The 26964-nt window shown below is 31.6% G+C and carries 27 protein-coding genes and 1 tRNA gene; 17 read left to right on the top strand and 11 right to left on the bottom strand.

The window, feature by feature from the left end:
* Positions 1 to 360: 360 nt before the first annotated feature.
* The 10 genes from Q5O73_RS01640 to dnaA all read right to left on the bottom strand — a co-directional run bounded on the left by Q5O73_RS01640 (position 361) and on the right by dnaA (position 11424).
* A tRNA-Ser gene (locus Q5O73_RS01640) sits at positions 361 to 448 on the bottom strand.
* Between the two features lie 91 nt (positions 449 to 539).
* Positions 540 to 1256 (bottom strand): lysophospholipid acyltransferase family protein, encoded by a 717-nt coding sequence (locus tag Q5O73_RS01635; RefSeq protein WP_368076726.1) that lies wholly within the window; start codon positions 1254 to 1256, stop codon positions 540 to 542.
* 25 nt (positions 1257 to 1281) lie between these two features.
* Positions 1282 to 1830: a Fe-S-containing hydro-lyase gene (locus Q5O73_RS01630; protein ID WP_302668895.1), complete on the bottom strand. Its 549-nt coding sequence runs from the start codon at positions 1828 to 1830 to the stop codon at positions 1282 to 1284.
* Between the two features lie 90 nt (positions 1831 to 1920).
* A complete protein-coding gene (locus Q5O73_RS01625) occupies positions 1921 to 2763 on the bottom strand; it encodes a fumarate hydratase (RefSeq protein ID WP_021953621.1) in 843 nt (280 codons plus the stop codon).
* Positions 2764 to 2817: 54 nt separating this feature from the next.
* On the bottom strand, positions 2818 to 5346 hold the full coding sequence (gene gyrA / locus Q5O73_RS01620) for a DNA gyrase subunit A (RefSeq protein WP_302668894.1): 2529 nt from the start codon (positions 5344 to 5346) through the stop codon (positions 2818 to 2820).
* A 13-nt stretch (positions 5347 to 5359) separates the two neighbouring features.
* Entirely contained in the window at positions 5360 to 7291 is a 1932-nt protein-coding gene (gene gyrB, locus Q5O73_RS01615; protein WP_021953619.1) for a DNA topoisomerase (ATP-hydrolyzing) subunit B, read from the bottom strand.
* A gap of 29 nt (positions 7292 to 7320) precedes the next feature.
* A complete protein-coding gene (recF, locus tag Q5O73_RS01610; RefSeq protein WP_302668893.1) occupies positions 7321 to 8409 on the bottom strand; it encodes a DNA replication/repair protein RecF in 1089 nt (362 codons plus the stop codon).
* The gene (locus Q5O73_RS01605; protein ID WP_021953617.1) at positions 8409 to 8612 is read right to left on the bottom strand and encodes an RNA-binding S4 domain-containing protein; all 204 of its coding nucleotides are present in this window, start codon (positions 8610 to 8612) and stop codon (positions 8409 to 8411) included. Before Q5O73_RS01605 ends, recF begins: the two co-directional genes overlap by 1 nt.
* 17 nt (positions 8613 to 8629) lie before the next feature.
* On the bottom strand, positions 8630 to 9730 hold the full coding sequence (gene dnaN / locus Q5O73_RS01600; protein WP_302668892.1) for a DNA polymerase III subunit beta: 1101 nt from the start codon (positions 9728 to 9730) through the stop codon (positions 8630 to 8632).
* Between the two features lie 290 nt (positions 9731 to 10020).
* Positions 10021 to 11424: a chromosomal replication initiator protein DnaA gene (dnaA, locus tag Q5O73_RS01595; protein WP_302624752.1), complete on the bottom strand. Its 1404-nt coding sequence runs from the start codon at positions 11422 to 11424 to the stop codon at positions 10021 to 10023.
* Positions 11425 to 11954: 530 nt separating this feature from the next.
* Here dnaA and rpmH point away from each other — a divergent pair.
* From rpmH to Q5O73_RS01510, 17 genes are all read left to right on the top strand, one after another.
* The gene (rpmH, locus tag Q5O73_RS01590) at positions 11955 to 12089 is read left to right on the top strand and encodes a 50S ribosomal protein L34 (RefSeq protein ID WP_021953614.1); all 135 of its coding nucleotides are present in this window, start codon (positions 11955 to 11957) and stop codon (positions 12087 to 12089) included.
* Between the two features lie 52 nt (positions 12090 to 12141).
* On the top strand, positions 12142 to 12495 hold the full coding sequence (rnpA, locus tag Q5O73_RS01585; protein WP_021953613.1) for a ribonuclease P protein component: 354 nt from the start codon (positions 12142 to 12144) through the stop codon (positions 12493 to 12495).
* 81 nt (positions 12496 to 12576) lie between these two features.
* Complete coding sequence (gene yidD / locus Q5O73_RS01580; RefSeq protein WP_021953612.1) at positions 12577 to 12819, top strand: membrane protein insertion efficiency factor YidD; 243 nt, start codon at positions 12577 to 12579, stop codon at positions 12817 to 12819.
* A 16-nt stretch (positions 12820 to 12835) separates the two neighbouring features.
* The gene (locus tag Q5O73_RS01575; protein WP_021953611.1) at positions 12836 to 14083 is read left to right on the top strand and encodes a YidC/Oxa1 family membrane protein insertase; all 1248 of its coding nucleotides are present in this window, start codon (positions 12836 to 12838) and stop codon (positions 14081 to 14083) included.
* Positions 14084 to 14094: 11 nt separating this feature from the next.
* Positions 14095 to 14724, top strand: coding sequence for an RNA-binding cell elongation regulator Jag/EloR (jag, locus tag Q5O73_RS01570; RefSeq protein WP_021953610.1), 630 nt, complete (start codon positions 14095 to 14097; stop codon positions 14722 to 14724).
* A 115-nt stretch (positions 14725 to 14839) separates the two neighbouring features.
* Positions 14840 to 16216, top strand: coding sequence for a tRNA uridine-5-carboxymethylaminomethyl(34) synthesis GTPase MnmE (gene mnmE, locus Q5O73_RS01565; RefSeq protein ID WP_302668891.1), 1377 nt, complete (start codon positions 14840 to 14842; stop codon positions 16214 to 16216).
* 17 nt (positions 16217 to 16233) lie between these two features.
* Positions 16234 to 18117, top strand: a complete 1884-nt coding sequence (gene mnmG / locus Q5O73_RS01560) for a tRNA uridine-5-carboxymethylaminomethyl(34) synthesis enzyme MnmG (RefSeq protein ID WP_021953608.1) — start codon at positions 16234 to 16236, stop codon at positions 18115 to 18117.
* An 82-nt stretch (positions 18118 to 18199) separates the two neighbouring features.
* Positions 18200 to 18919, top strand: coding sequence for a 16S rRNA (guanine(527)-N(7))-methyltransferase RsmG (gene rsmG, locus Q5O73_RS01555; RefSeq protein ID WP_302668890.1), 720 nt, complete (start codon positions 18200 to 18202; stop codon positions 18917 to 18919).
* Positions 18920 to 18950: 31 nt separating this feature from the next.
* The gene (locus Q5O73_RS01550) at positions 18951 to 19424 is read left to right on the top strand and encodes a hypothetical protein (protein ID WP_302668889.1); all 474 of its coding nucleotides are present in this window, start codon (positions 18951 to 18953) and stop codon (positions 19422 to 19424) included.
* A gap of 325 nt (positions 19425 to 19749) precedes the next feature.
* Positions 19750 to 20505, top strand: coding sequence for a ParA family protein (locus Q5O73_RS01545; RefSeq protein WP_021953605.1), 756 nt, complete (start codon positions 19750 to 19752; stop codon positions 20503 to 20505).
* A gap of 103 nt (positions 20506 to 20608) precedes the next feature.
* Entirely contained in the window at positions 20609 to 21544 is a 936-nt protein-coding gene (locus Q5O73_RS01540; protein ID WP_302668888.1) for a ParB/RepB/Spo0J family partition protein, read from the top strand.
* A gap of 49 nt (positions 21545 to 21593) precedes the next feature.
* Positions 21594 to 22064, top strand: a complete 471-nt coding sequence (locus Q5O73_RS01535; RefSeq protein ID WP_021953603.1) for a DUF4446 family protein — start codon at positions 21594 to 21596, stop codon at positions 22062 to 22064.
* A 270-nt stretch (positions 22065 to 22334) separates the two neighbouring features.
* Positions 22335 to 22823, top strand: coding sequence for an RNA polymerase sigma factor (locus tag Q5O73_RS01530; protein ID WP_021953602.1), 489 nt, complete (start codon positions 22335 to 22337; stop codon positions 22821 to 22823).
* Positions 22824 to 22848: 25 nt separating this feature from the next.
* Positions 22849 to 23709 carry an RsiV family protein gene (locus tag Q5O73_RS01525; RefSeq protein ID WP_302624452.1) on the top strand — a complete coding sequence of 287 codons (861 nt, stop codon included), beginning with the start codon at positions 22849 to 22851 and terminating at the stop codon, positions 23707 to 23709.
* Between the two features lie 33 nt (positions 23710 to 23742).
* Positions 23743 to 24633: a polysaccharide deacetylase family protein gene (locus tag Q5O73_RS01520; RefSeq protein ID WP_021953600.1), complete on the top strand. Its 891-nt coding sequence runs from the start codon at positions 23743 to 23745 to the stop codon at positions 24631 to 24633.
* 175 nt (positions 24634 to 24808) lie between these two features.
* Positions 24809 to 25270: a LytTR family DNA-binding domain-containing protein gene (locus tag Q5O73_RS01515; RefSeq protein ID WP_021953599.1), complete on the top strand. Its 462-nt coding sequence runs from the start codon at positions 24809 to 24811 to the stop codon at positions 25268 to 25270.
* Entirely contained in the window at positions 25270 to 25992 is a 723-nt protein-coding gene (locus Q5O73_RS01510) for a LiaF domain-containing protein (RefSeq protein ID WP_302668887.1), read from the top strand. Before Q5O73_RS01515 ends, Q5O73_RS01510 begins: the two co-directional genes overlap by 1 nt.
* A 66-nt stretch (positions 25993 to 26058) precedes the next feature.
* Here Q5O73_RS01510 and Q5O73_RS01505 read toward each other — a convergent pair whose 3' ends face one another.
* Positions 26059 to 26796, bottom strand: a complete 738-nt coding sequence (locus tag Q5O73_RS01505; RefSeq protein WP_302668886.1) for a phosphotransferase — start codon at positions 26794 to 26796, stop codon at positions 26059 to 26061.
* Positions 26797 to 26964 lie beyond the last annotated feature (168 nt).

Below are 26964 nucleotides of genomic sequence, written 5' to 3'. Positions count from 1 at the left end.
GTTCAATTATCAATGTTCCTTTTGCTTGTCGCTCTCGCGACAGCCATATTACTATATCATAGTTATTTGGCTTTGTCAACAACTTTTTTAACTTTTTTTAAAAACTTTGTTGTTTGTGTCACATCTCAGTGACAGCTTGTATATACTATCATATACTTTATTGTTTGTCAACAACTTTTTTAACTTTTTTTTTAAAAACTTTGTTGTTCGTTTGTCGTTTCTTAGCGACAACTCGTATATACTAACATATGCATTATTGTTTGTCAACAGTTTTTTAAACTTTTTTTTGATTTTGCAAAATTGCATATTTTAGAGATAAATATAACTCCACTTAACCAATAGTGGAGTTATATTTATTAACGGAGAAGGAGGGATTTGAACCCTCGCGCCGCGCAAACGACCTACACCCTTAGCAGGGGCGCCTCTTCAGCCACTTGAGTACTTCTCCATGCCTGAATATAATACATATTCAATTACACTTTTACAGTGCATTAGTTATTATAATATAGTAAGTTTTATTTGTCAAATACATTTTTTCATTATGATAGCTTTTCTTCTATTGTCTTAACTATCATTGATTTAACAAGCTCTGCTATCTCCGTTGTTTTCATATCTTTATAATCTTCATAATATAAAGGCTTTAAATAGTGTATCTGAACTTTAACTGTTTTAGTATCCTTTATATCAAATGGTTTAAAAGAATCTATTAATGCCACCGGAACTATTGGTGCTTTTGCTTTGTACGCACTTTTAAATGATCCCCCTTTAAAGTTTCCCGGTACGTTTCCGTTTTTACTTCTGGTACCTTCAGGGAATATTATATAATTACGCCCCTGTTTAATCCCCTCTGTCATTTCTTTTATAATTTGCATTCCCTGTCTTGGGTCATCTCTATCTATTGCTTTTGCGTCTAATGCCTTTATTGTTTGTTTAAGTAACGGAACATTTGCTAAATCATTTCGTATTACAAATGACGTAGGATTTTTATGAGTATCACAAATTAACAGCACGTCAAACAATCCCTGATGATTTGGCGTAAGTATATAGCCATTTTCATTAGGTATGTTTTCAAGCCCTGAACACTCAATTTCAACATGGGCATATCTGTTTACCTTTTTACACACGTTTCTTACTATATTATATCTTTCTTCTATTGTATATTTATTTTCATTTCCTGCTTTTCCTATTTCGTGAAATAACCATGGAACTTTATAGAATCTCCTTGTAAAAAGATAAGCTATTCTATTCATTTTCATTATATTATTACCTCTTAGATATGTTTTATTCCTTATATTTTTCTATAGCTGTTTCATATAAGTTGTTTCCTTCGCTGTCAATTACAACTATTACAGGAAAATCTTCTACATATAATTTTCTAATAGCTTCTGTTCCTAAATCATCATATGCTATTACTTCACTTTTCTTTATACATTTTGATAATATTGCTCCGGCTCCTCCTATGGCAGCAAAATATACACTTCCATTTCTTACTATGGCGTCTCTGACTGCCTGAGATCTTTTTCCTTTTCCTATCATTCCCTTTAATCCTAAATCTAACAGTTTTGGAGCATATTTATCCATTCTGCTGGCAGTAGTCGGTCCTGCTGAACCTATTGGTCTGCCTTCCCTGGCAGGGGATGGTCCCATATAGTATATTATATTGTTAGCCATTTCTATTGGTAATTGCTGATTTTTTTCTAATGCCTCATACATCCTTTTATGGGCAGCATCTCTTGCAGTGTATATTGTTCCTGTTATATAAACATAATCTCCTGCTCTTAATGATTTTGCATCTTCATTGCTTATTGGAGCCTGTATTTTCTTATCCATATTATCTCCTTATATCTATATATTGTGATTTGTTATTAGTTTCTTCCTATTATAATGTGTAATTACATTATTCTATATATTGTGCTTTTGTTATAATGTTCTTGATACATGTCTGTTTACATGACAACATATATTTACTGCTACAGGAAGACCTGCAATATGGGTAGGATAGGTTTCCACATTAACTGCCAAAGCTGTCTGGGTACCACCTAATCCTCCCGGTCCTATTCCTAATTTATTTATTTTTTCTAACAATTCTTCCTCCATATCCTTTACATATGGTATGTGGGAAGATGAATCTGCAGGACGTGCTAATGCTTTTTTGGCTAAAATAGCACATTTTTCAAATGTTCCACCTATTCCTACACCTACAACCATAGGAGGGCAGGCGTTCGGTCCTGCATCCTTTACAGCTGTAATTACAGCATCCTTTACACCTTCTATTCCATCAGCAGGTTTTAACATAAACACACGGCTCATGTTTTCACTTCCAAATCCCTTTGGTGCCAATGTTATTTTTATATTTTCTCCGGGAACAATGCTGTAATGTATTACTGCCGGTGTATTATCTTTAGTATTTTCTCTTATTATAGGGTCGCTTACTACTGATTTTCTTAAATACCCATCTACATAGCCTCGTCTTACACCTTCATTTATGGCATCTTCTAAATTTTCACCTTCTATATGTACATCCTGTCCTATTTCCATAAAAACCACAGCCATTCCCGTATCCTGACATATAGGTATCATATCCTCTGCAGCTATTTTCAGATTTTCATCTAACTGTTCTAAAATCTGACTTCCAAGAGGCGATTTTTCATTTTTTCGTGCATTATTAAATACATTTAACATATCCGGTGCAAGATAATGATTTGCTTCTATACACATTTCTTTTATATTATTGATTATTTCATCAGTATTTATAATTCTCATATATATTCCTCTCTTTTTAACGCATTAAAGGCGACTTATTTCAGCCGCCTTTTTTTAATAATTTTCAGAATCTTCTTCTGTCTGTTCACTTTCTTCTGATTCTTCGAGCATTGCTGCCTGTGCGTCAGCTTCAGTTACACTTTCTTTTACCTTTGTAATGCTTGCTACAACAATATCATTGTCATTTCCCGTATTCATAAGTTTTACTCCTAATGTAACCCTTCCAAGTATGGAAATATCGTCAACAAACATTCTTATGATAATACCTTCATTGGTAATCATCATAATTTCATTTCCGTTATTTACTGCTTTTGCACCTATTACCTCACCGGTTTTTTCGGTAATCTTATAGCATTTTACACCTTTTCCGCCACGGTTTTGAAGTTTAAAATCACTAAACGGTGTACGTTTACCCATTCCGTTTGCAGATACAATTAATATACATTCGCCCTGCGATTCAAGCTGCATAGATATAACTTCATCGCCTAAATTTAATTCTATGCCTCTTACACCCATTGCAGAACGTCCTGTTTCACGGACATCTGTTTCACGGAATTTTATCCCCTGACCATTCTTAGTTATTAACATAATATTGTCAGAATTATCAGATATCATCACATCTATTAACTCATCATCTTCTCTTAGTGTAATTGCCTGAATTCCGCTCTTTCTAATATTGGTATATGCGCTTACAGGTGTCTTTTTAACAATACCATTTTTTGTTGCCATTATAAGGTACTTGTCCTCTTCAAATTCACGCATCTGAACCATAGCCGATATTTTTTCTCCAGGCTGTAGCTGTAAAAGATTGACAATTGCCATTCCTCTTGCAGTTCTTCCTGCTTCAGGTATTTCGTAGCATTTAAGCTTGTAAATACGTCCTGTATTGGTAAGGAATAATATATAATCATGGGTTGAAACCATAAACATATCTTTCATGAAATCATTGTCTATAGTCTGCATTCCCTTTATACCTTTTCCACCACGGTTCTGTGACTTAAAGTTATCTACAGTCATTCTCTTTATATAACCTAAGTTAGTCATGGCTACTACTGTATCTTCTTCCGGAATTAAGTCTTCATCAGATAAATCTCCCACATTAATTCCTATTTTTGTTCTTCTTTCATCACCAAATTTATCTCTTACAATTTCCATTTCTTCTTTTATTACTGTAAGAAGCTTGTTTTCATCTGCAAGAATAGATTTTAAATAATCAATCTTTGCCATTAATTCAGCATATTCTGCTTCAAGGTCTTCTCTTGCCAAACCTGTCAACTGGCGAAGTCTCATATCCACAATAGCCTGTGACTGTGCATCTGAAAGACCAAATCTTTCAATTAAGTTATTTTTAGCATCAGCAGTTGTTCTTGAACCTCTGATTATTTTTATTACTTCATCAATATTATCAAGGGCAATTAATAAACCTTTAATAATGTGTGCTCTTTCTTCTGCCTTGTTTAATTCGAACTTTGTTCTTCTTGTTACAACATCCTTCTGATGTTTCAAATATTCATCTAACATCTGAAGAAGGTTTAATACTTTTGGTTCTCCGTCAACTAATGCTAACATAATTACACCAAAAGAATCCTGTAACTGTGTATGTTTATAAAGCTGATTTAAAATAACATTGGCATTGGCATCACGTCTAACTTCAATTACAACACGTGTACCGTCCTGGTCGGACTCATCTCTTAAATCTGTTATTCCATCAACTTTCTTTTCTTTTACAAGACTTGCAATTTTTTCTACTAATTTTGCTTTATTAACCATGTATGGAAGTTCAGTTACAATTATTCTGCTTTTTCCATTGTCCATAGTTTCAATCTCAGAAACTGCACGTGTTTTTATTTTTCCACGGCCTGTTCTGTAAGCCTGCTCAATATCTTTTCTACCTAAGATTGTAGCACCTGTAGGAAAATCAGGCCCCTTAATAATTTCCATAATTTCTTCTATGGTTGTGTCTCTGTTTTCCTGTACTTTATTGTCAATTATTTTTATAATTGCATTTATTGTTTCTGTTAAGTTATGTGGTGGTATGTTTGTAGCCATACCTACGGCAATACCGCTGGTTCCGTTTACTAAAAGATTAGGATATCTTGATGGAAGAACTGATGGTTCTTTTTCTGTTTCATCAAAGTTTGGCGTAAATTCCACAGTATCCTTGTTAATGTCTGCAACCATTTCCATGGATATTTTGCTAAGACGTGCTTCAGTGTAACGCATTGCGGCAGCACCGTCGCCATCTTCTGAGCCAAAGTTTCCGTGACCGTCAACTAAAGGATATCTTGTATTCCATTCCTGAGCCATATTAACTAAGGCACCGTAAATAGAACTGTCACCATGTGGATGATATTTACCCATGGTATCACCGACAATACGGGCACATTTTCTGTGTGGCTTGTCGGGTCCGTTATTAAGTTCAACCATTGAGTAAAGTACTCTACGCTGAACCGGCTTTAAACCATCTCTTACATCAGGTAATGCTCTTGATGCAATTACGCTCATGGCATAATCTATATAAGAGGTTTCCATAGTTTCTTTTAAGTCTACTTCATGAATTTTGTCAAATATCTTATCGTCCACTTATATTTTCCTCCTATATATCTAAGTTTTTAACAAATTTAGCATTTGCCTCAATAAATTCTCTTCTTGGCTCTACATCATCACCCATAAGAGTTGTAAATGTCTGATCCATTTCTGATAATTTTTCTTCGTCTATTTTTACCTGCTTTAAAATTCTGGTATTAGGATCCATTGTTGTTTCCCATAACTGGCTTGCATCCATTTCTCCTAAACCTTTGTAACGCTGAATTTTATTCTGATTATCACGACCGATTTCAGTAAGTATTTTATTTAACTCTTCATCACTGTACGCATAGTAATTCTTCTTATTTCTTGTAACCTGATAAAGTGGTGGCATTGCAAGGTATACATGGCCGTCCTTAATTAACTCAGGCATGAATCTGTAGAAGAATGTAAGCATAAGTGTATCAATGTGAGCACCATCTACATCGGCATCAGTCATAATAATAATCTTGTTGTATCTAAGTTTTGTTATGTCAAAATCTTCCTGTATTCCTGTACCAAAAGCTGTAATCATTGTTCTGATTTCTGCATTGTCCATAATCTTATCAATACGGGCTTTTTCCACATTAAGAATCTTACCTCTAAGTGGAAGTATAGCCTGAGTTGCTCTTGTTCTTGCCTTTTTAGCTGAGCCGCCGGCTGAATCTCCCTCCACTATGAATATTTCACAGTTTTCAGGATTCTTATCTGAACAGTCTGCAAGTTTTCCCGGAAGAGCAGCCACTGATAATGCAGTTTTTCTTGTTGCTTCTCTTGCTTTTCTTGCAGCATCTCTTGCTCTCTTTGCCAAAGCAGCCTTTTCGCATATCATTTTTGCAATAGTTGGATTCTGTTCAAGATAATAAGTTAACTGTTCACTCATTACACCTTCAACTGCAGCTCTTGCCTCACTGTTTCCAAGTTTCTGTTTTGTCTGACCTTCAAACTGCGGGTCTTCAATTTTTACACTAATAATAGCTGTAAGACCTTCTCTAAAGTCATCACCTGAAAGATTTTCTTCATTTTCTTTTAAAATCTTATTCTGTTTTGCATAGTTGTTAAATGTTTTTGTAATTGCTCTCTTAAATCCTTCAACCTGTGTACCACCTTCAGGTGTATTAATATTGTTTACAAAGCTTAAAGAATTTTCTGTATATGCATCATTATGCTGCATTGCAACTTCAACATAAACATTATTTACCGTTCCTTCACAATAAATAACATCATCATATAAAGGTGTTTTTCCTTTGTTTAAGTATGTTACAAATTCCTTTATTCCACCTTCATAATGGAAAGTTTTCTCTATTTCATCTTCTTCTCTTATATCTCTTAAAACAATTCTTAAATTTTTAGTAAGGAAAGCCGTTTCCCTAAGTCTTATTTCAAGAGTTTTATAATCATATAGTGTTTCCTCAAATATTGAATCATCAGGAAGGAATGTTACTTCTGTTCCTGTAAAATTTTCGTCACAATCTCCTATGATTTTTAATGGTTCAACTACCTTACCATATTCATAACGCTGATAATGAACTTTACCATTTCTGCAAACCTTAACTTCAAGCCATTTTGATAATGCATTTACAACTGACGCACCTACTCCGTGAAGACCACCGGATACCTTGTATCCTCCTCCACCAAACTTACCTCCGGCATGTAAAACAGTAAATACAACTTCAACAGCCGGTTTACCTGTCTTTGTGTTAATATCAGTAGGTATTCCTCTACCATCATCTCTTACTGTAATTGAATTGTCCTTATTAATCTGGACATCAATAGTATCACAGTAACCTGCCAAAGCTTCATCTACAGCATTATCCACTATTTCATAAACTAAGTGATGTAATCCTCTTGAAGATGTTGAACCGATATACATACCAGGTCTTTTTCTAACTGCCTCAAGTCCCTCTAAAACCTGAATCTGATCAGCTCCATATTCATTTTCAACGTTTGTGTTGTTACCCATTAGTAACTCCTTTCCGTTTAACTATTTTTTTAAACCATTTTTTCAGATACAGTACCTTCCGTAACCTGAAAAACCTTATTAATTTTGAATCTGTTCTCTATAAATTCATCAAGTCCCGTGCATGTAATAATAGTCTGAATATTATCAAGGCTTTTAAGAAGATGATTTTGTCTTTTTGAATCTAATTCTGATAAAACATCATCTAAAAGCAACACAGGTGTATCATTTATCAATGATTTTACTAACTCTATCTCCGCTAATTTAAGTGATAGGGCTATTGTTCTTTTTTGTCCCTGACTTCCGTAAGTTCTAATATTTTTTCCTCTGTTAAAAAACAAGACATCATCTCTGTGTGGACCAACGGAAGTGTTTTTATACTTTATGTCTTTTTCTCTATTTGTCACTATTTTCTCATATAAATCATCTGTTTCACAATTTTTCTCATATATAATTTCTATATCTTCCTGATTATCCGTCAGTTCATTGTGAATGGGTATAAGAATATTACTTATTTCTTTTATAAATTCTTCTCTTCTTTTTATAATTTCGCCACCATATTTTGCTAACTGCATATCCCAGACATCTAAGGTCTGCTTTAGTTCCGGTTTGAAATATAAATCTTTAAGAAGTTGATTTCTATGGCTTAAAACTTTGTTGTAATTTACAAGATTATACACATATATCTTGTCTAACTGACAAAGCTCCATATCTATAAACTTTCTTCTTTCAGAAGGACCGTTTTTTATGATATTTAAATCTTCAGGTGAAAAAATAATTACATTAAAAACGCCAAATAGCTCACTTGCCTTTTTTATGGGAATACCATTTATGGCAATTCCCTTTGACTTATTTTTTCTTAAATGAATATCTATCCGCTGTTCTCTTCCATTTTTGTTAATGTGAAGTTTTATGTGACCTTCATCACTGTCAAAATTAATTAACTCAAAATCCTTGTTGCTTCTATGAGATTTTGTTGTGCTACACATATATATAGCTTCTAGTATATTCGTCTTTCCCTGAGCATTGTTACCATATAAAATATTTGTCTGCTTATCTAAATCCAGCTCTAATAATTTATAATTTCTAAAATTACTTAGTTCTAATTTTGTAACTATCATTATTTTACTGTAACCAATGTTCCTTCAAATTCAAAATTATCACCGGAGTAAAGCTTCTTTCCTCTTCTGGTATCTACCTCTCCATTAACCTTAACCTGTCCATCCTGAATTACAAACTTTGCATCAACTCCTGAACCTACAAGACCTGCAAGTTTAAGAGCCTGTCCTAATTTTATATATTCATCCTTAATAGTTATTTCCATTTTAATCTTCCTTTCCGCTACTGTACAACAGGAAGCACGATATAAATGTAGCTGTTTTCCTCATCTCTAATAAAGCATGGTGCTTTAGGATTAGTAAAGAATATGCTTACCTGTTCCTGGTCTAAAACCTTCAATATATCTATAAGGAATTTAGGATTAAAACTAATCATTATATCTGAACCTTCTTTAGATATAGGAATACTTTCATCCATGGAACCTATAAATGTATTAATGGATAATTCCATTTCAGTATCTTTAATTGTTAAAAATACCGGTTTCTTGTCACCTTCTTTTATAAGAAGTGTGGCTCTGTCAATACAGTCAGCCATTTCTTTTTTATTTATGTTGATCTTTGTTTTATAATCGTTACTAATCATTTTATCAGTGTCAAAATAATTAGTTGCCTCTATTAATCTTGAAACTACAATTGTATCATCAAACTCAAACAAAATATGGTTATTTGTGAAGTATATATTAACATCATCATCAACTCCACCGTTTAATATTTTACTAATTTCATTTAATGATTTTCCCGGAACTAAAACCTTAAAATCACCGTACTCTTCTTTTAACTCAATATTTCTAATGGCAATACGGAATTTATCAAGAGCTACAACTTTTAATTTATTTCCATGAACTTCAAATAACTCACCTGTAAGGAGTTTATTTTTTTCAGCATCATTTATAGCAAAACTTGTCTGTCTGATTACTTCTTTAAGAGAAAACTGTGAAATTGTGATTTTGTTATTCTTTTCAATAACAGGAAGATACGAAAAATCCTCTGCAGATTTTACAAGAATATTAAATTTAGCATTTTCACAGGTTATATTAGCCTTTATTTCATCATTTACTTCTATTAATACATCATTATCAGGAAGCTTTCTTACAATTTCTGAAAAAATCTTTGCATCAATAGCAATACTTCCTGCTTCAATAATTTCTCCTAATACCTTTGTTTCAATACCAAGCTCCATATCGTTGGCTGTCATTTTAATTTCACCTTCAGTAGCATCAATCAAAATACATTCTAATATAGACATGGTTGTTTTAGATGATACGGCTTTCATTACAATATTAATACCTGATATCAAATCTGATTTTTTACAAACTAACTTCATAAGTACTCTCCTTCATTTAGAAAATTTAGCTATAAATATATAAATAATATTTTAATAATAATAATAAGCTGTGTTAATATGTTAAAAACTTTAGAAGTTCCTTTATAATAAAGGGAAAAACAAAATAATAACATGTTAATAACTTGAAAATAATTAACAAGATATTAACAATAACCCATGGTTTAAATGTTAAGTAATTATCATCCGTAAAAAGTTATTATCACGTTATTAACATGCTATAATCACTGTTATTAACGTAAAAACGCGAGTTATTAACAAAGTTATTAACATTAATTTGGGTTAATTTTCTTTTTAAGAACATCAATCATGTTTCTAACGTTATCATCTTCCTCAATTTCGTTCTTAATCTTTTCGTATCCAAAACTAACGGTAGCGTGATTATTCTTTTTAAGGGCTGCAGCTATAGTTGATAATTTCTCATCAGTATAAACTCTGCACAGATACATACATACCTGACGTGGATATGCAATTTCCTTGCTTTTCTTCTTAGAACAAATGTCCGCAGGAGAAATCTGGAAATGCTCTGCTACAATATTTATAATGTAATCACATGTTATTTTGTTTTCTTTATTTTCAACCTTTAATGTTTCAGCTGCAAATTCCGCAGTTATTTCAGAATCATTGTTAATCTTAGAAAAAGCTATAACATTATTAAGGGAACCTTCAAGTTCACGGACATTTGATACAAAGTGTGTGGCAATGTAATCAAGTGCCTTTAAGAAATTAACACTGAAAGTATCATCCTTGTCATCTGTAAGAATATATCCCCTTGATTCAGCATGCTTTCTAAGAATTGCCATACGGGTTTCATAGTCAGGACTTTGCATATCTACTGTAAGTCCCTGCTGGAAACGACTTTTTAGTCTGTCAGCAATATCTTCTATTTCTTCAGGTCTTCTATCTGATGTTATAACTATCTGTTTATGCTTTAAAAAGAGATTGTTAAAAATGTTAAATATCTCTTCCTGGGTTCTGTCTTTTTTTGAAATAAACTGAATATCATCTATAAGCAAAACATCAACGTTACGATATTTATTTCTGAATTCAATAATTTCTTCCTGACTTGTCTGTTTAGCACGAAGTAAATCAATAACTTCGTTGGTAAAGGATTCAGTATCTGTGTACAAAACCTTTGCTTTTTTATCCTGCTTCAAAATATAGTTTCCTATAGACTGAAGAAGGTGGGTTTTTCCAAGACCTACACCTCCGTAGATAAAAAGGGGATTATATACTTCTCCCGGAGAATCTGCAACGGCAAGGGATGTAACCTGAGCGGCTGCATTGTTACCAACTACAAAAGAATCAAAAGTATACTTTGAATCTAAGTGAGCTTCGTGTATTCTCTTTTCAAGTACTAAATCCTCATCATTTACTGCAGGAATAGATGAAACTTTCTTTTCTTCATCATCTCCCGGCAATACAATTTGTAATTCGATGTCTTCTTCAAGAACCACGGAAATGGAAATCTGAAGAAAATCGAAATATTTTTTATTAATATATTGAAGACTTGCGCTTCCGCTTCTTCCGGTAAAAACAAGAGTCACGACATTGTTTTCAAAAGATTTTACTTTTAGTGGTAAAATAAACGTTTTGAAAGAAATATCCTGTATATCATACTCCTGTTTGAAAAAATCCAATATTTCAGGCCATTTTTGTTGTAAAATGTCTATCATAAAGACCTCCTAAAATGATAAAAAGGCTCAAAAGCCCATACAGTAATATAATACACCAAAAAAGGTTCATTTTCAATAGATATAAATAATAGGAAGAAAGAAAAAAAGAAGGATATAATAGTCATATTTAACAATTAACAATTTGAGGATTATTTAATGTGATTTACATAAAATTATTTTGAATTTACATAATATCGACAGTTATCGACAAAATAAATTAAAAGTTATTAACATTAAAAAATGAAAAATCAGAAAAAATGGGCATAAAAGTTGAAAAAATCGGCAAGTTATTAACATTCTATTAACATCGCGTTGATAACTTATGTTAAGTAGAGGTAAAATTATGTAAATCAAATGTAAAATTAAATAAAATCAAAGAATTATAAAAAATCGGGGATATTGGGTAAAAGTGTGAAAAAGGGTTGAAATTAATGGAGAAATGTGGTTTAATTAATGCTTGACTACGAATATTCTTACATTTATAATTGTAATGATGTTTTACTATAGAACAGAAAAGGAGGTGCCGGATTATGAAGATGACATTTCAGCCAAAGAAAAGACAGAGATCAAAAGTTCATGGATTTAGAAAAAGAATGAGCACAGCAGGTGGTAGAAAAGTTCTTGCCAGCAGAAGAGCAAAGGGAAGAAAGAAATTATCAGCTTAGGTCGCATTCAATGTGACCTTTTTTCTTTGCCATTTAACAGGAGAAAATTATTATGAATAGTTTAAAAAAGAATTATGATTCCTTAAAAAAAAATAGTGATTTTCAAAATGTTTACGCAAACGGAAAGTCAATGGCAAATAAGTATTTAGTTATGTATGTTTTATCTAACGATTTAAGCATTAACAGATTAGGTATTTCAGTAAGTAAAAAAGTAGGAAATAGTGTAGTGAGACATCACCTGACCCGCTTAATCAGAGAAAGCTACAGATTAAATAGCAGTATGTTCAATAGTGGTTTGGACATAGTCGTGGTAGTGAGAAATACTGCCAGGGACAAATCTTATAAAGAAATCGAAAGTGCACTAATGCACTTAGGAAAAATTCAGAAGATTTTAAATAACATTTAAATTGATTATTTGAAATTAAATTTGTAACTAATTTGAAAACAGGCTTTTGACTGCATAATTTAATTGATTAGAGGATTTAATATGAAGATTTTTAAATTAATATCTAAGGCAATCAATTATACATTAATAGGAATGATAAAGTTTTACAGAAAATATTTATCTCCCATGAAGAGAACATGCCATTGCAGGTATATTCCCACATGCTCCCAGTATGCAGTAGAGGCTTTACAAAAATATGGACCATTAAAGGGGTCATATCTCGCCATTAAAAGGATACTCAGATGTAATCCTTTACATAAGGGTGGGTACGATCCAGTTCCTTAAAAGGTAGGAGGATTAATTGGATAATTTAATATTAGCTACACAGACAGGTGGTATTTTAAAACCTTTTGCATGGATTTTAGGTAAAATACTTGAAATTATTTATGATTTGTTTTCAACAATGGGAATTTATAATATTGGTTTTTGTATTATATTATTTACTATTGTTGTAAGAATGCTTATGCTTCCAATGCAGATTAAGCAGCAGAAGTTTTCAAAGCTTAATTCAGTAATGACACCTGAAATTCAGAAAATCCAGAAGAAGTATCAGGGAAAGAAAGACCAGCAATCCCAGTTGGCACAGCAGGAAGAAATTAAAGCAGTATATGATAAGTATGGAACATCTCCTACAGGAAGCTGTTTACAGTTATTAATACAGATGCCTATTCTTTTTGCACTTTACAGAGTTATTATGAACGTTCCGGCATATGTTAAGCCGGTTAAGGATTTATATTTACAGGTTCTTAACGGATTAAATGCTACACAGATGAAGCAGTTTTTCGGAATTGATGGTTTAGCATCCGGTTTATCTCAGGATAAGATAAACGGTTGTATTGATGCAATGTCAGGTTATACAAGTTCAGGTAGTGGAGTTAAACTTTCAGATGGTGTTACATTAAGTAAAATCTTAGAGGTTGCCGACAAAGGGGTAGCAGATAAGATAGAAGGAATTAATAATTTCTTTGGATTGAATTTAAGTATGTCACCTAGTGGAATGTTTAATGCAGGAATGATTTCAATTATTGTTGCACTTATTATTCCTATTTTATCAGGTTTATTCCAGTTTTTAAGTGTTCAGCTTTCACAGAAGCTTAATGGAGCTGCTATGGATTCAGCAGATAATCCAATGGCAAGTTCAATGAAGATAATGAACATTATGATGCCACTTATGTCAATATATATGTGCTGGATTTTATCAGCAGGTATTGGTCTTTACTGGATGGCAGGTTCACTTATTATGATGTTACAACAGATATTTATTAATATCCACATGAAAAAAGTAGATGTTAATGATATTATTGAGGCAAATAAGGAAAAGGCAGCTGCAAAGGCTGAAAAGCGTAAGCAGAAAGAAGGAATTTACAGAGATAAGGTTCTTGAAGCTTCAAAAACAAATACAAAGAATATTTCCGGTAATTCTAAGATAAGTGCTTCTGAGAAAGAAGAAAAAATCAGAAAAGCAAAGGAAGCTGCAGCAAATAAGCCAAATTCTATGGCATCTAAAGTGAATATGGTTAATGAGTATAATAAACGCAATGAAAAATAGAGGTAAAAATAATGGAATTTAAAGAATATAATGGAAAAAATGTTGACGAGGCAGTCACAAAAGCATGTGTAGACCTTGGTGTACCAACAGAAAAGTTACAATATGAAGTTATAGAAAAGGGAAGTAACGGATTTTTAGGAATTGGTAGTAAACCTGCTGTAATAAAGGCAAGAAAGAATGCTTCTACAGAAGGTATTATCAGAGAATTTCTTGGCAAAGTATTCGAGGCAATGGAACTTACAGTTAAGGTTGACATTGACATAAAGGAAGAAGAAAAAGAAAACATTGCAAATATTAATGTTATTGGTGATGATGTTGGAATCCTTATTGGAAAAAGAGGACAGACTCTTGATTCATTACAGTATCTTGTAAGTTTAGTTGTAAATAAAGAAAGTGACAAGTTTATAAGAGTTAAGCTTGACACAGAAAATTACAGAGAAAGAAGAAAAGCAACCCTTGAAAATCTTGCAAAGAACATTGCAATTAAGGTTAAGAGAATAAGAAAACCGGTTGCTTTAGAGCCAATGAATCCATATGAAAGAAGAATCATTCATTCAGCTCTTCAGAATGACAGATATTGTACAACAAGAAGTGAGGGAGAAGAACCTTACAGACACGTAGTTGTTGTTTTGAAAAAATAATAACATGGAATTTTAAATGCTCTTCACATAAAGTGGAGGGCATTTTTCTTTTACTAAATTGTATATATGTGATATACTTTAAATTTAGTGAAGTTTAATTTAGAAAAGGTGTATTATGAAGATAACAGAGACTATTGCAGCGATATCTTCATCTGCCGGAAATTCAGGAATAGGTATAATAAGAATTAGCGGTGATGAGGCAATAGAAGTTGCAGACAGAGTTTTTAAATCCCATAAAAATATTAGGTTAAAGGATGTAGATTCACATACGGTTCATTATGGACATATTGTTGATGGAGATAAAATTATAGATCAGGTTTTAGTTATTGTTTTAAAAAATCCACATTCTTATACCGGGGAAGATACGGTGGAAATTGATTGCCACGGCGGAATGCTTATACTTAAAAAGGTATTAGAACTGGTATTAAAGAACGGTGCTAAAGCTGCAGAACCGGGAGAATTCACAAAGAGAGCTTTTTTAAATGGAAAGCTGGATTTGTCTCAGGCAGAAGCAGTTATGGATTTAATAAATTCAAAGAATGATTTTGCCCTTGACAGTTCCATTAATCAGTTAAGGGGAAATATATCTGAGGAAATAAAGGAATTAAGAAGCAGCATAATATATCATATTGCTTTTATTGAGTCAGCATTAGATGATCCGGAGCATATCAGTTTAGATGGATATGAGGATGAAATAAATGAAATGTTAAATGATAATATTTTAAGAATAAAGAAGATGATTAAGTCCTTTGATAACGGAAAAATAATGAAGGAAGGAGTTAAAACTGTTATTCTTGGGAAGCCCAATGCAGGAAAATCATCACTTCTTAATTTAATGCTTGGTGAGGAAAGGGCTATTGTAACGGATATTGAGGGAACTACCCGTGATACTTTAGAGGAAAATATTAACCTTGGAGGAATAAGTCTTAAGATAATAGATACTGCAGGAATTAGAAATACTGATGATAAGGTGGAACAAATAGGTGTTAACAAAGCAAAGGATATGGCTAAGGATGCAGACCTTATTATTTTTGTGGCAGATGGTTCTAAAGAGTTAGATGATAATGACAGGGATATTATTAACATTATTGAAGATAAACCGGCTATTATATTAATAAATAAGTCAGATATTAACACGGTTATTGACATAGATGACTTAAAAGAAAGTTCAAAAAGGGATGTAATACTTTTTTCAGCAAAGGAAGGTCATGGAATTGATGTACTTGAAGATAAAATTGAAAAGATGTTTTACTCAGGAAAAGTAACATACAATGACCAAATTTATATAACTAATGCAAGACATAAAGAAGCACTGGATAATGCATATGATAGTTTGTGTCGTGTAAAGGAATCAGTTGACGCAGGTATGCCGGAGGATTTTTATTCAATTGATTTAATGGATGCTTACGAAAGCTTGGGACTAATAATAGGGGAAAGTGTGGAAGATGACCTTGTAAATGAAATTTTTTCTAAATTTTGTATGGGAAAATAATTATTGGAGATAAAAAAATGCCGAATGTAGTTGAAAATTATGATGTTGTAATAATTGGTGCAGGTCATGCAGGATGTGAAGCGGCCTTAGCTTCAGCAAGACTTGGACTTAATACTATTGTTTTTACTGTAAGTGTTGACAGTATTGCTTTAATGCCATGTAATCCTAACATTGGAGGAACATCTAAAGGACATCTGGTAAGAGAACTGGATGCTTTAGGTGGTGAAATGGGTAAAAATATTGACAAGACTTTTATACAGTCAAAGATGCTTAATAAATCAAAGGGACCAGCAGTTCATTCACTTAGAGCCCAGGCTGATAAGCAGGATTATACAAGAGAAATGCGCAAAACTCTTGAAAATACTGACAATTTAACAGTGCGACAAGGTGAAGTTGCGGAAATTATAGTGGAAGATGGTGTAATAAAGGGCGTAAAGACTGTATCAGGTGCAACTTATTACGCTAGATCAGTAGTTTTGGCTACAGGAGTTTATTTAAAAGCTAAGTGTATTTATGGGGATGTGTTCCAGTACACCGGCCCTAACGGACTTATGGCAGCTAATCATTTAACAGATTCTTTGATTAAGAATGGAATTAAAATGAGAAGATTTAAAACGGGAACCCCTGCAAGAGTGGATAAAAGAACTGTTGATTTTTCAAAAATGGAAGAGCAGTTTGGGGATGAAAGGGTAGTGCCGTTTTCATTTTCAACAGACCCTGAAAGTGTGCAAAAGGAACAGGTTTCGTGTTGGCTTACTTACACTAATGAGGAAACTCATAAAATTATAAAAGAAAATATTAACCGTTCACCGTTATTTTCAGGAATGATAGAGGGTACCGGCCCAAGATATTGTCCATCAATTGAGGATAAAGTAGTTAAATTTGCAGATAAAAACAGACATCAGGTATTTATAGAGCCAGAGGGACTGTATACAAATGAAATGTACTTAGGTGGAATGTCATCGTCACTGCCTGAGGATGTTCAATATGCAATGTATCATACAGTTCCCGGACTTGAAAATGCAAAAATAGTTAGAAATGCCTATGCAATAGAGTACGATTGTATAGAATATGGACAGTTGTTACCTAATTTGGAGTTTAAAAATATTAAGGGATTGTTTAGTGCAGGACAGTTTAACGGAAGTTCGGGATATGAGGAGGCAGCTGCTCAGGGAATTATTGCGGGAATTAATGCTGCACGTTTTGTTCAGAACAAGGAATCAATTATTTTGGACAGATCTCAGGCGTATATTGGAGTTTTAATTGATGATTTGGTAACTAAAGAGAGCCATGAACCTTATAGAATGATGACTTCCAGAGCAGAATACAGGTTATTGTTAAGACAGGACAATGCTGATTTGAGACTTACAAAGATTGGTTATGAAGTCGGATTGGTTTCTGAGGAAAGATATAAGTATGTTTGTGAGAAAGAAAAGTTAATTGAAGAAGAAGTTAAACGTTTGGAAAATTATAAGGTAGGTGCAGCAAGAGAAAATCAGGAGATATTAGAGAAACTTGGAACTACACCTCTTAAGACAGCTACAACTTTAGGGGAATTAATAAGAAGACCTGAGTTAAATTATGATTTAATAAAAGAGTTGGATAAAGATAGAAAAGAATTGCCTTATGATGTAATAGAACAGGTTAACATAAATATTAAATATAATGGTTATATTGAGAGACAAAAGAAGCAGGTAAAGAATTTTAAAAAATTGGAAAATAAAAAGATACCTGAAGATTTTGATTATAAAAAGGTAAAAAGTCTGCGCATAGAAGCCGTACAAAAGCTGGAGTTTTATAGACCTGTTAATATAGGACAGGCATCAAGAATTTCCGGAGTTTCACCGGCAGATATTTCGGTTTTGCTGATTTATATGGAACAAATGAACAGAAAACACTAAAATATTATGTAAACCGTAACTGTTTAATAAAAATAAAGTTATGTAAACTAATATAATTTAATGAAAATTAATGGAGGAATAGATGATTCAGGGGCGTAAATTGCTTGAACAGGGATTAAGTCAATTAAATATTCAATTTACTGATAAACAGATTGAACAATTTATGAAATATTATGACTTGTTAATAGAAAAAAATAAGGTAATGAATCTTACTGCAATTACAGATTTAAATGAAGTAATGACAAAACATTTTTTAGACAGTGTTTTAATTTCAAATGTTTTAAATATGTCTGATTTTTATACATTAGTGGATGTGGGAACAGGTGCAGGTTTTCCAGGAATCCCTATTAAAATATTATTTCCTCATTTAAAAGTTACTTTAATTGATTCTCTTAACAAAAGATTGAAATTTTTAGATGATGTTATAAGTGAACTGGAACTTGATGGAATTGAAACTGTACATGGACGTGCTGAAGATTTAGGAAATAATGATTTATACAGAGAAAAATATGATTTATGTGTTTCAAGAGCAGTGGCTAATTTATCTACTTTAAGTGAATATTGTATTCCTTTTATTAAGAAAGATGGTGTTTTTGCCAGTTATAAGGCATCAGACAGTGAAGAAGAAATAAATAATTCAAAAAACGCCATTAAAATATTAGGTGGAAGTATTAGTAAGGTATGTGAAACTGCTTTACCTGGTACAGAGGTAAAGAGAAATATAGTAATTATTAAAAAGGATAAATGTACATCAAAGAAATATCCAAGAAAAGCAGGTACTCCATCTAAGGAGCCATTATAATTGACTTATTTCTTTAATAAATGGAGGATATATGTTAGAAGAATATTTAAATAGTAGAAAACAAATGATGCTTGATAAAATAAATGAATATTCTGAATTGCTGGAACATAATAAAATTGAAAAAGAGGAAGCTTATAATAAGATAGATGAATTAAATTCTCTTATAGATGAGGCATCAGAAATATTTTCTTCAAAAGCCAGAATTGATAGTGAACATAAAAACAATGAAGTTAATAAAATTAAAGAAAAGATAGAATTAATAGAATGTGAAAATAATAATTTGAAAATTGAGATGGCAAAAGCATCAAAAGAATTAGTTGATATTCAAAATAGTATTAATGAATTCAAAAGTGATTATGTTTCACGTGAAACAAAGTATAAAAGAAGAAGACCTACAATTAAGAAGGAGGTTATGGATAAATTAAAACTTTGCAAGGACATTGTTTCTGTGGATAGCAAAAGAGCAGCAGTTGAATTAGATGAAATATTAAAATTATTATCATAAGTACATAAAATACTGAGGATATGCCCTAGGGCATATCCTTTTTTGATAATAATCCTTGTGTTATTATGTTTCACGTGAAACACAAATAAGAACAACATTTAGGTTAATATATGGCAAAATAGGCATATTTAAGGATTGTTTCACGTGAAACATTAAAAATAAGAAATATTTAGCACAAATTTGGAGATATGTTATGGAAAATCCTATTTACATATGATAAAATATATCAGCAGGAAACATAAGGAATACTAAAATTAATGAAAGGATAGAAGTCAATAGAAAATTGTGCAAATTTATTGGCTTTATATAGAGATAGGTAGGTTATATGGGTAGAATTATAGCTATTGCCAACCAAAAAGGTGGAGTTGGAAAAACAACGACATCTATTAATTTGTCTTCTTGTTTAGCAGATTTAGGAAAGAAAGTATTACTGGTTGATATTGATCCTCAGGGAAATGCAACAAGTGGGGTTGGAATTATTAAACAAAATTTAGAAAATACAGTTTATGAATTATTTCTTGATGAATGTACCATATCAGAGTGTTTAACAAAAAGCGTTGTGGATAATTTAAATGTACTTCCGTCAAATGTAAATTTGTCAGGTGCAGAAATTGATTTAATTGGAGTTGAAAACAGAGAATATATTTTGAAGAATGTTCTAGACCAGATAAAGGACTTGTATGATTATATTATAATTGATTGTCCTCCTTCATTAAATATATTAACAGTTAATGCCATGACTGCAGCTGATTCGGTAATTGTCCCTATTCAGTGTGAATATTATGCGTTAGAGGGACTGTCTCAGTTAATTCATACAATTAACCTGATTCAGGACAGACTTAATAATGACTTGGAAATTGACGGAATTGTATTTACAATGTATGATTCAAGAACAAATTTATCATCAGATGTAGTTGAAAATGTAAAAAGTAATGTACATATAAATATATATGATACAGTTATTCCAAGAAATGTAAGATTAGCAGAGGCACCAAGCTTTGGTCTTCCAATACATATGTATGATGGAAAGTCAGCAGGAGCTGTTGCATACAAGAATCTTGCTAAGGAAATAATAAAATAAAAATATTAATTATAAAGTTAAAATGATATTAATATATAAAAATCACAATAAAATTATCAAATATATATTATTATTATTATAACTAAAATGTAAAGGAAAAAGTATGGCAGTAAAAAAGAAAAGTTTAGGAAGAGGAATTGATTCGTTAATTCCTCAGACAGATACAGGTAATAAAAAAGAAAAGGTTAAGGAAAAGCCGGTTGTTAAAGAAGTAATAAAAGAGGTTGTAAAGGAAGTAAAGGTTCCTGTTCCGGCTGAAACTATGATGAAAATTTCAGATATTGAGCCTAATAGAGATCAGCCACGTAAAAATTTTGACAAAGAGGCATTAGATGAACTGGCAGATTCTATCAGACAGTTTGGAATTATTCAGCCTATAGTTGTTCAGAAAAAGGATGATTATTATGAAATAATTGCAGGAGAAAGACGATGGAGAGCTGCAAAGCTGGCTAAAATAAAGGAAGTTCCCGTTATTGTAAAGGAGTATACTCCTCAGGAGGTAATGGAAATCGCCCTTATTGAAAATATTCAGAGAAGGGATTTAAATCCTATTGAAGAGGCACTTGCATATAGGAGTCTTATTAATGAATATAATCTTAAACAGGATGAACTGGCTAAAAGAGTTTCAAAGTCAAGAGCAGCTATAGCAAATTCCATGAGATTACTTAGATTAGCTGAACCGGTTCAAAATATGCTGGTGGAAGGTCAGATTTCAATGGGACATGCAAGGGCATTGCTAGCATTAGAATTAGAGGATTTACAGGTTGATGCTGCAAATACAATTATGGAAAGAGGCTTAAGCGTAAGAGATACAGAGAAGCTTGTAAAGTCAATTTTGAATCCAAAACAGTCAAAACTTCCAATTCCTAGCAGTGAAGAGGCTATATATTCAAAACTTTCCGATAAATTAAAGGAAATTATGGGTACAAAGGTTTCAATTAATCACAAAAAAGGCGGAAAAGGTAAGATTGAGATAGAATATTACTCTCAGGAAGAATTAGAGAGATTATTGGAATTATTTAATGGTATACAAAACTAAATTAATGTTATAAACTATAACTAATCTATAATCAGAAAAGGAGTTAGAAATGAACGATTATATATATATGGGAATAATAGTCGCAATGTTTGTAATATTTATTATTCTTCATATTAAACAAAATAACAAAATAAAGAGACTTATGAACAGATATGAGAAATTTATGAAAGGAAAAAATGCTGAAAATCTTGCAGATGCAATAGAAGAGAATTTTCAGCAAATGGATAAACTGGAAATATCACATCAGAAAAATGAATTAAAGATGGAGCAGGCTCTTCAAAATATAACAACAACATTTCATAAGTTGGGAATTGTTAAGTATGATGCCTTTAAGGAAATGGGTGGTAATTTAAGTTTTGCTCTTTGTTTGTTAGATGATACAAACACCGGATTTATTTTAAACACCATGCATGGACGTGACAGTAGTTACAGTTACATAAAGGAAATTATAAAAGGTGAGGCGTACGCAACACTAGGTGAAGAAGAAAAGGAAGCTTTAGAAAAAGCAATTAATTCATAATTTAAACAAGAATGTGGTACAAAAATGCTACATTCTTTTTTTATTTTATAAAAAGTTGTAATTATATGAAAAGTGGGATGTTCAGACTATATATTATGAGAAAAAAATAATAGTAATGAACATAGACAATAAGTTTATAGGATATATTGAATAACCTCTCATAATTGGGAGATAGGGGAGTTGAAGTGTAGAAGAAAATTTTTTTAAAAAAAATGAAACTTTTTGGTACTTTGAATAGTCTAAATATTATAAAGAATAAAGGAGATAAAATTGAAAGAGAAAAAAGAAGATATAATTAGTAAACTTCTTATAAATAATTATGACAAATATTATCACATAGCATATAGTTATACACAAAATAAAAATGATGCACAGGATATAGTACAAGAAGGAGCATATAAGGCTATATATAATTCGGAAAAATTGCGTCAGGTAAAATATGCAGATACATGGATATGTAAAATTATTATAAATGAAGCAATTAGTTATATCAAAAAAAACAGGTTTAATTGGGATAAAGATATTGTAAGTGAAATGAAAGATGAAAAAGATATGTTTAAAATTGAAGACGATAAGATTGAATTGAAACAGGCGTTGGACAAATTAACAGATAAAGAAAGGGCTGTAATTGTATTAAGATATTTTGAAGAAATGAGTTTAAATGATGTTGCGTACATTTTAGGTGAAAACTTAAGTACAGTAAAAAGTAGAATATATAGGGCACTTGAAAAGTTAAAAGAGTATATGATAGTTAAATAGATTGTGATATGAAGGAGAAATTAAGATGGTAAATGATGAAATGTTAAAAAAACTAAAAGATCAATATATTGGAGTTGAAGTTCCTGATGATGAAAAAAATAAATTAAATGAAATTTTAGAGTATGCTAAGATAGATAGAAAAAGAAAAAGAAAAAAAGTTATAATTACAAGATGGATGATTTCTGTTGCTGCATTGTTGTTAGTTGTAATTATGCCAAATACAAATGAAACATTAGCATCATCTTTAAAAAATATACCTTTGGTGGGAAATATTTTTAGTGTAATAACAGTTAGAAAATATGATGAAGACAAAAATATCAAAATTAATATGGCAAAAATAGATTCTAATGGAGATATTAAAAATAAAAAAACAGTTGAAAAGTTAAACAATGATATAAAAAAATATACAAACAAGATAGTAAATCAATATAAAGTTGATTTAGGTTCAAGTGGATTTAGTGATTTATATATGGATTATAAAATTGTTATTAATAATGATAAGTGGTTTACAATAGCATTTACAATAAACGAAACCAGAGCAAGTGGATATGAATTTCATAGATATTACAATATAGATAAATCAAGTGGAAAAATTGTTAGTCTAAAAGATATATTTAAGGAAAAATCTGATTATATAAAGATTATAAGTAATGATATAAAACGACAAATGAAACAGCAAATGTTGACTAAAGACGTTGTATATTTTATTAAAGATAATGGTATTTCTACAGGATTTAAAGAAATCTCAGGTAATCAAAACTATTATATAAATAATGAGGGAAATATAGTAATAGCATTTGATGAGTACGAAGTAGGACCAGGATGTACAGGGGCACCTAAGTTTGTAATATCAAAAGATATAGTAAACAATATTTTAAATAATTAAGAAACATAAATATAAATGATGGAGATGAATAAGATGACAAGAAATGAAAAAAAACAAAGGAGAATAAGACAACTTAAAATACGTGTAATATCCACGTTATTAATATTGTGTTTAGTAATTGTAGCAGGTGGTTGCGCTTTAATAGAAAAAAATAAAGAGAGTAAAAAAGTTGTCAGAGTTAATGGTGGAGTTGTTGAAAAAACAAAGAATGTTGCAGATAACAGTGAAAATACTTCAACTGAAACAAAGGAAGAAACCAGTAAAACTGAAGAGGAAACAACAAAAGATAATAAAAGAGTAATTGATCCTAATAAACCTATGATTGCTTTAACCTTTGATGACGGACCGGGGGAGAGAACCCTGGAATTGTTGGAAACATTGGAAAAATACAATGTGAGAGCTTCATTTTTTATGTGTGGCACAAGTCTTTCCAGAAACGATATAAAGGTGGAAGAAATTTTAAAGAAAATGGATGAATTAGGATGTGACATGGGAAATCATACAATGGATCATCAGTCATTGCCAACATTATCCTCTAAAAAAATTAAATGGGAAGTGGAAGGGGTTAATGATTTAATTAAGAAACATGTAGGACATGGAGCTAAATTTGTGAGACCACCTTACGGAGCAGGAATCAGAGATAAGAAGGTAAGCAAATATGTAAAGGCACCTATGGTTTGCTGGTCTGTGGATACATTGGATTGGAAGACAAAAAGTAAAAAGGAAACAATAAGGTCTGTTATGAATGATGCTCATGATGGAGATATAGTGTTAATGCATGACATTCATGGATGGACAGTAGATGCAGTAAAAAAGATTATTCCAAAACTACTAAAAAAGGGATATCAGTTAGTTACAGTGTCTGAAATGGCAGAGGCTAAAGGCTGTAAACTGGAAAATGGAAAGCCATATTTTGAATTCTAATAGATATAAGAACCGTTATGTTAAATTAAAAACTTAGCATGGCGGTTTTTATATGCAAAAAATCAACCTGTCACAGGAGATAATTAACCTGTTGCCTAAATACTATTTACATTTATATAGTAATAAAATAAAATTCTAATTAGAAACAGAGAGGTTTAATTAGTAGGAAAGTTATATGAAGGTTATCATTGATATTGATGAAAATTGCATAGAAAACCAGGTAATAATAAAGTGTTCAAAATTTGACGAAAAAATTGCCATGCTTCAAAGAAATATAAGCAATAGTTTATCTGAAAACATTAAACTTGAGCTATATAAGGATCAGAAGGATTATTATATTGATATTGAGGACATTTTGTTTTTCCAGACAGAAGGAGACATGGTTAAGGCACATACAAGGGATGATATTTTTGACACAGGTTACAGACTTTATGAACTTGAGAAAATATTGCCATGGACATATTGCAGAATTTCAAAGTCTGCAATATTAAACGTAAAAAAGGTATATGCAATTACTAAAAATATAACTGCTTCAAGTGAAATAGAATTTAAAGACAGTCATAAACACGTATTTGTTTCACGAGGATATTTTAAACCTTTAAAAAGTAAATTAGATGAAATAAGGAGTAAAGAATAATGAAAAGAAAAAATATTTTCTGGGGAATGGCACTTATAGCTATTGCGGTAATATGGATAATTACCAAATTAGATATATTTCCCGGTGTGCAATTTGGAAAAATAGCGTTTACATTGCTGTGGGCAGCATGGCTTGTAAAGGGAATTTTAGATAGAGGGTTTTTCTCTATTTTTATGAGTATTGCCTTTCTTGGAATTGTATGGCAACATGAATTAAAAATAGAAAGTATCACTCCATGGCCGGTTGTAGGCTCGGCAATATTGTTAAGTATAGGATTTTCACTTATATTCGGAAACAAGGAAAGACGTAACTGGAAAAAGGCATGTAAAAAGGGATATGACGAAAAAGACGGATATGGAAATTTTACCTCAAGTCATGCAGAGGGAGAAAATATAGTTCACGTAACTAAATTTTCAGGAGCTGAAAAGTATATTGACTCTAAGAATTTAAAAAGTGTGGAAATTATAAATAAGTTTGGTGGTTGTGAAATTTATATGGATAAGGCAGTTCCGGCGGGCAATGAGGTTTACGTGAGAGTTGAATGTATGTGTGGCGGAGTTGAAATATATATTCCAAAAAGCTGGAAGGTTAAAAATCTTACAACAGCGACTTTAGGGGCACTGGATGAAACCGGGCACTATGAAGGAGATGCAGTAAATGATACTGTTGTTGTTTTATCAGGTACTATTAAATTAGGAGCAGTGGAAATAGTAAGGGTATAAAATCAGATGATTTTTGGTATAGAAAAAGCAGGGTTTCTACAAACTCTGCTTTTTTCAATGAAAATTTTAATATTCCACAACTGATATGAAACTTTTTAATATTTTTATTTCTTCAGGATTATTTTTTGCAATTCTTGCTGCGGCAACAATAGGAATCCAGTTTTGAACGTAACGCTTGCTTGTGCTTGTTGCTTCGCAGAATTTATCCAGATATGATTCTGCCAAATCAGGCATATTAATTTTCATCCACAAATATGTTCTGGCAACATCGGCACTGGCGTTTCCCTGGGATGCATGATTCCAGTCAAGAACACAAGCCTCACCTTCATTAATAATAATATTATGAGGTGTTAAATTACCGTGGCACAATTTCCTATGACGTGGACAGGTGTTTAACATGTCAATAAGGTCTATTTTAAGATTTTTATCCAAGTTGGAAAACTTAATATAATCTGCAAATTTTTCCTTTTGGAATGGCAGTTTATCAAGTCTGTTTTTATGAATTGATGTTTGAATTTCAATCATTTTATCTAAATATTTATCTGAATTATCAGGGTCTGACTGTATCATGGAAAACAAAGTAGTGCCCTTTATAATAGAAGATTTAAAATACCATTTTCCATCCATAACAGATACTTCTTCTATAGAAGGAACATTGATGCCTGTTGTTTCAACCATGGATGTAATAAAAGATTCCAAAAATACATCAGTTTTCTTATAATTTTTATTAAAAATCTTATAAGTATTATTTCCATCAGTATAAATACTGTTATTTCGTCTTTCGTTTACTAATTCAAGATTCATATGTTTTACCTTCTCCTAAATAAAATGTATTATTATAATGAAATTAAGAATAGTATAACATATATTGACGATGTTTGCCATAATCCTTGCAAAAATAGGAGGTTAGGGGTATAATCGAAATACCGTGAAAAGATTGTTAATAAGAGTCATTCCGTGTTAATAACACAA

This window comes from Eubacterium sp. AF15-50 (assembly GCF_934835595.1).
Classification (GTDB): Bacteria; Bacillota; Clostridia; order Lachnospirales; family Lachnospiraceae; genus Eubacterium_G; species Eubacterium_G segne.
This window is presented reverse-complemented; position numbering and strand designations above follow the sequence as displayed.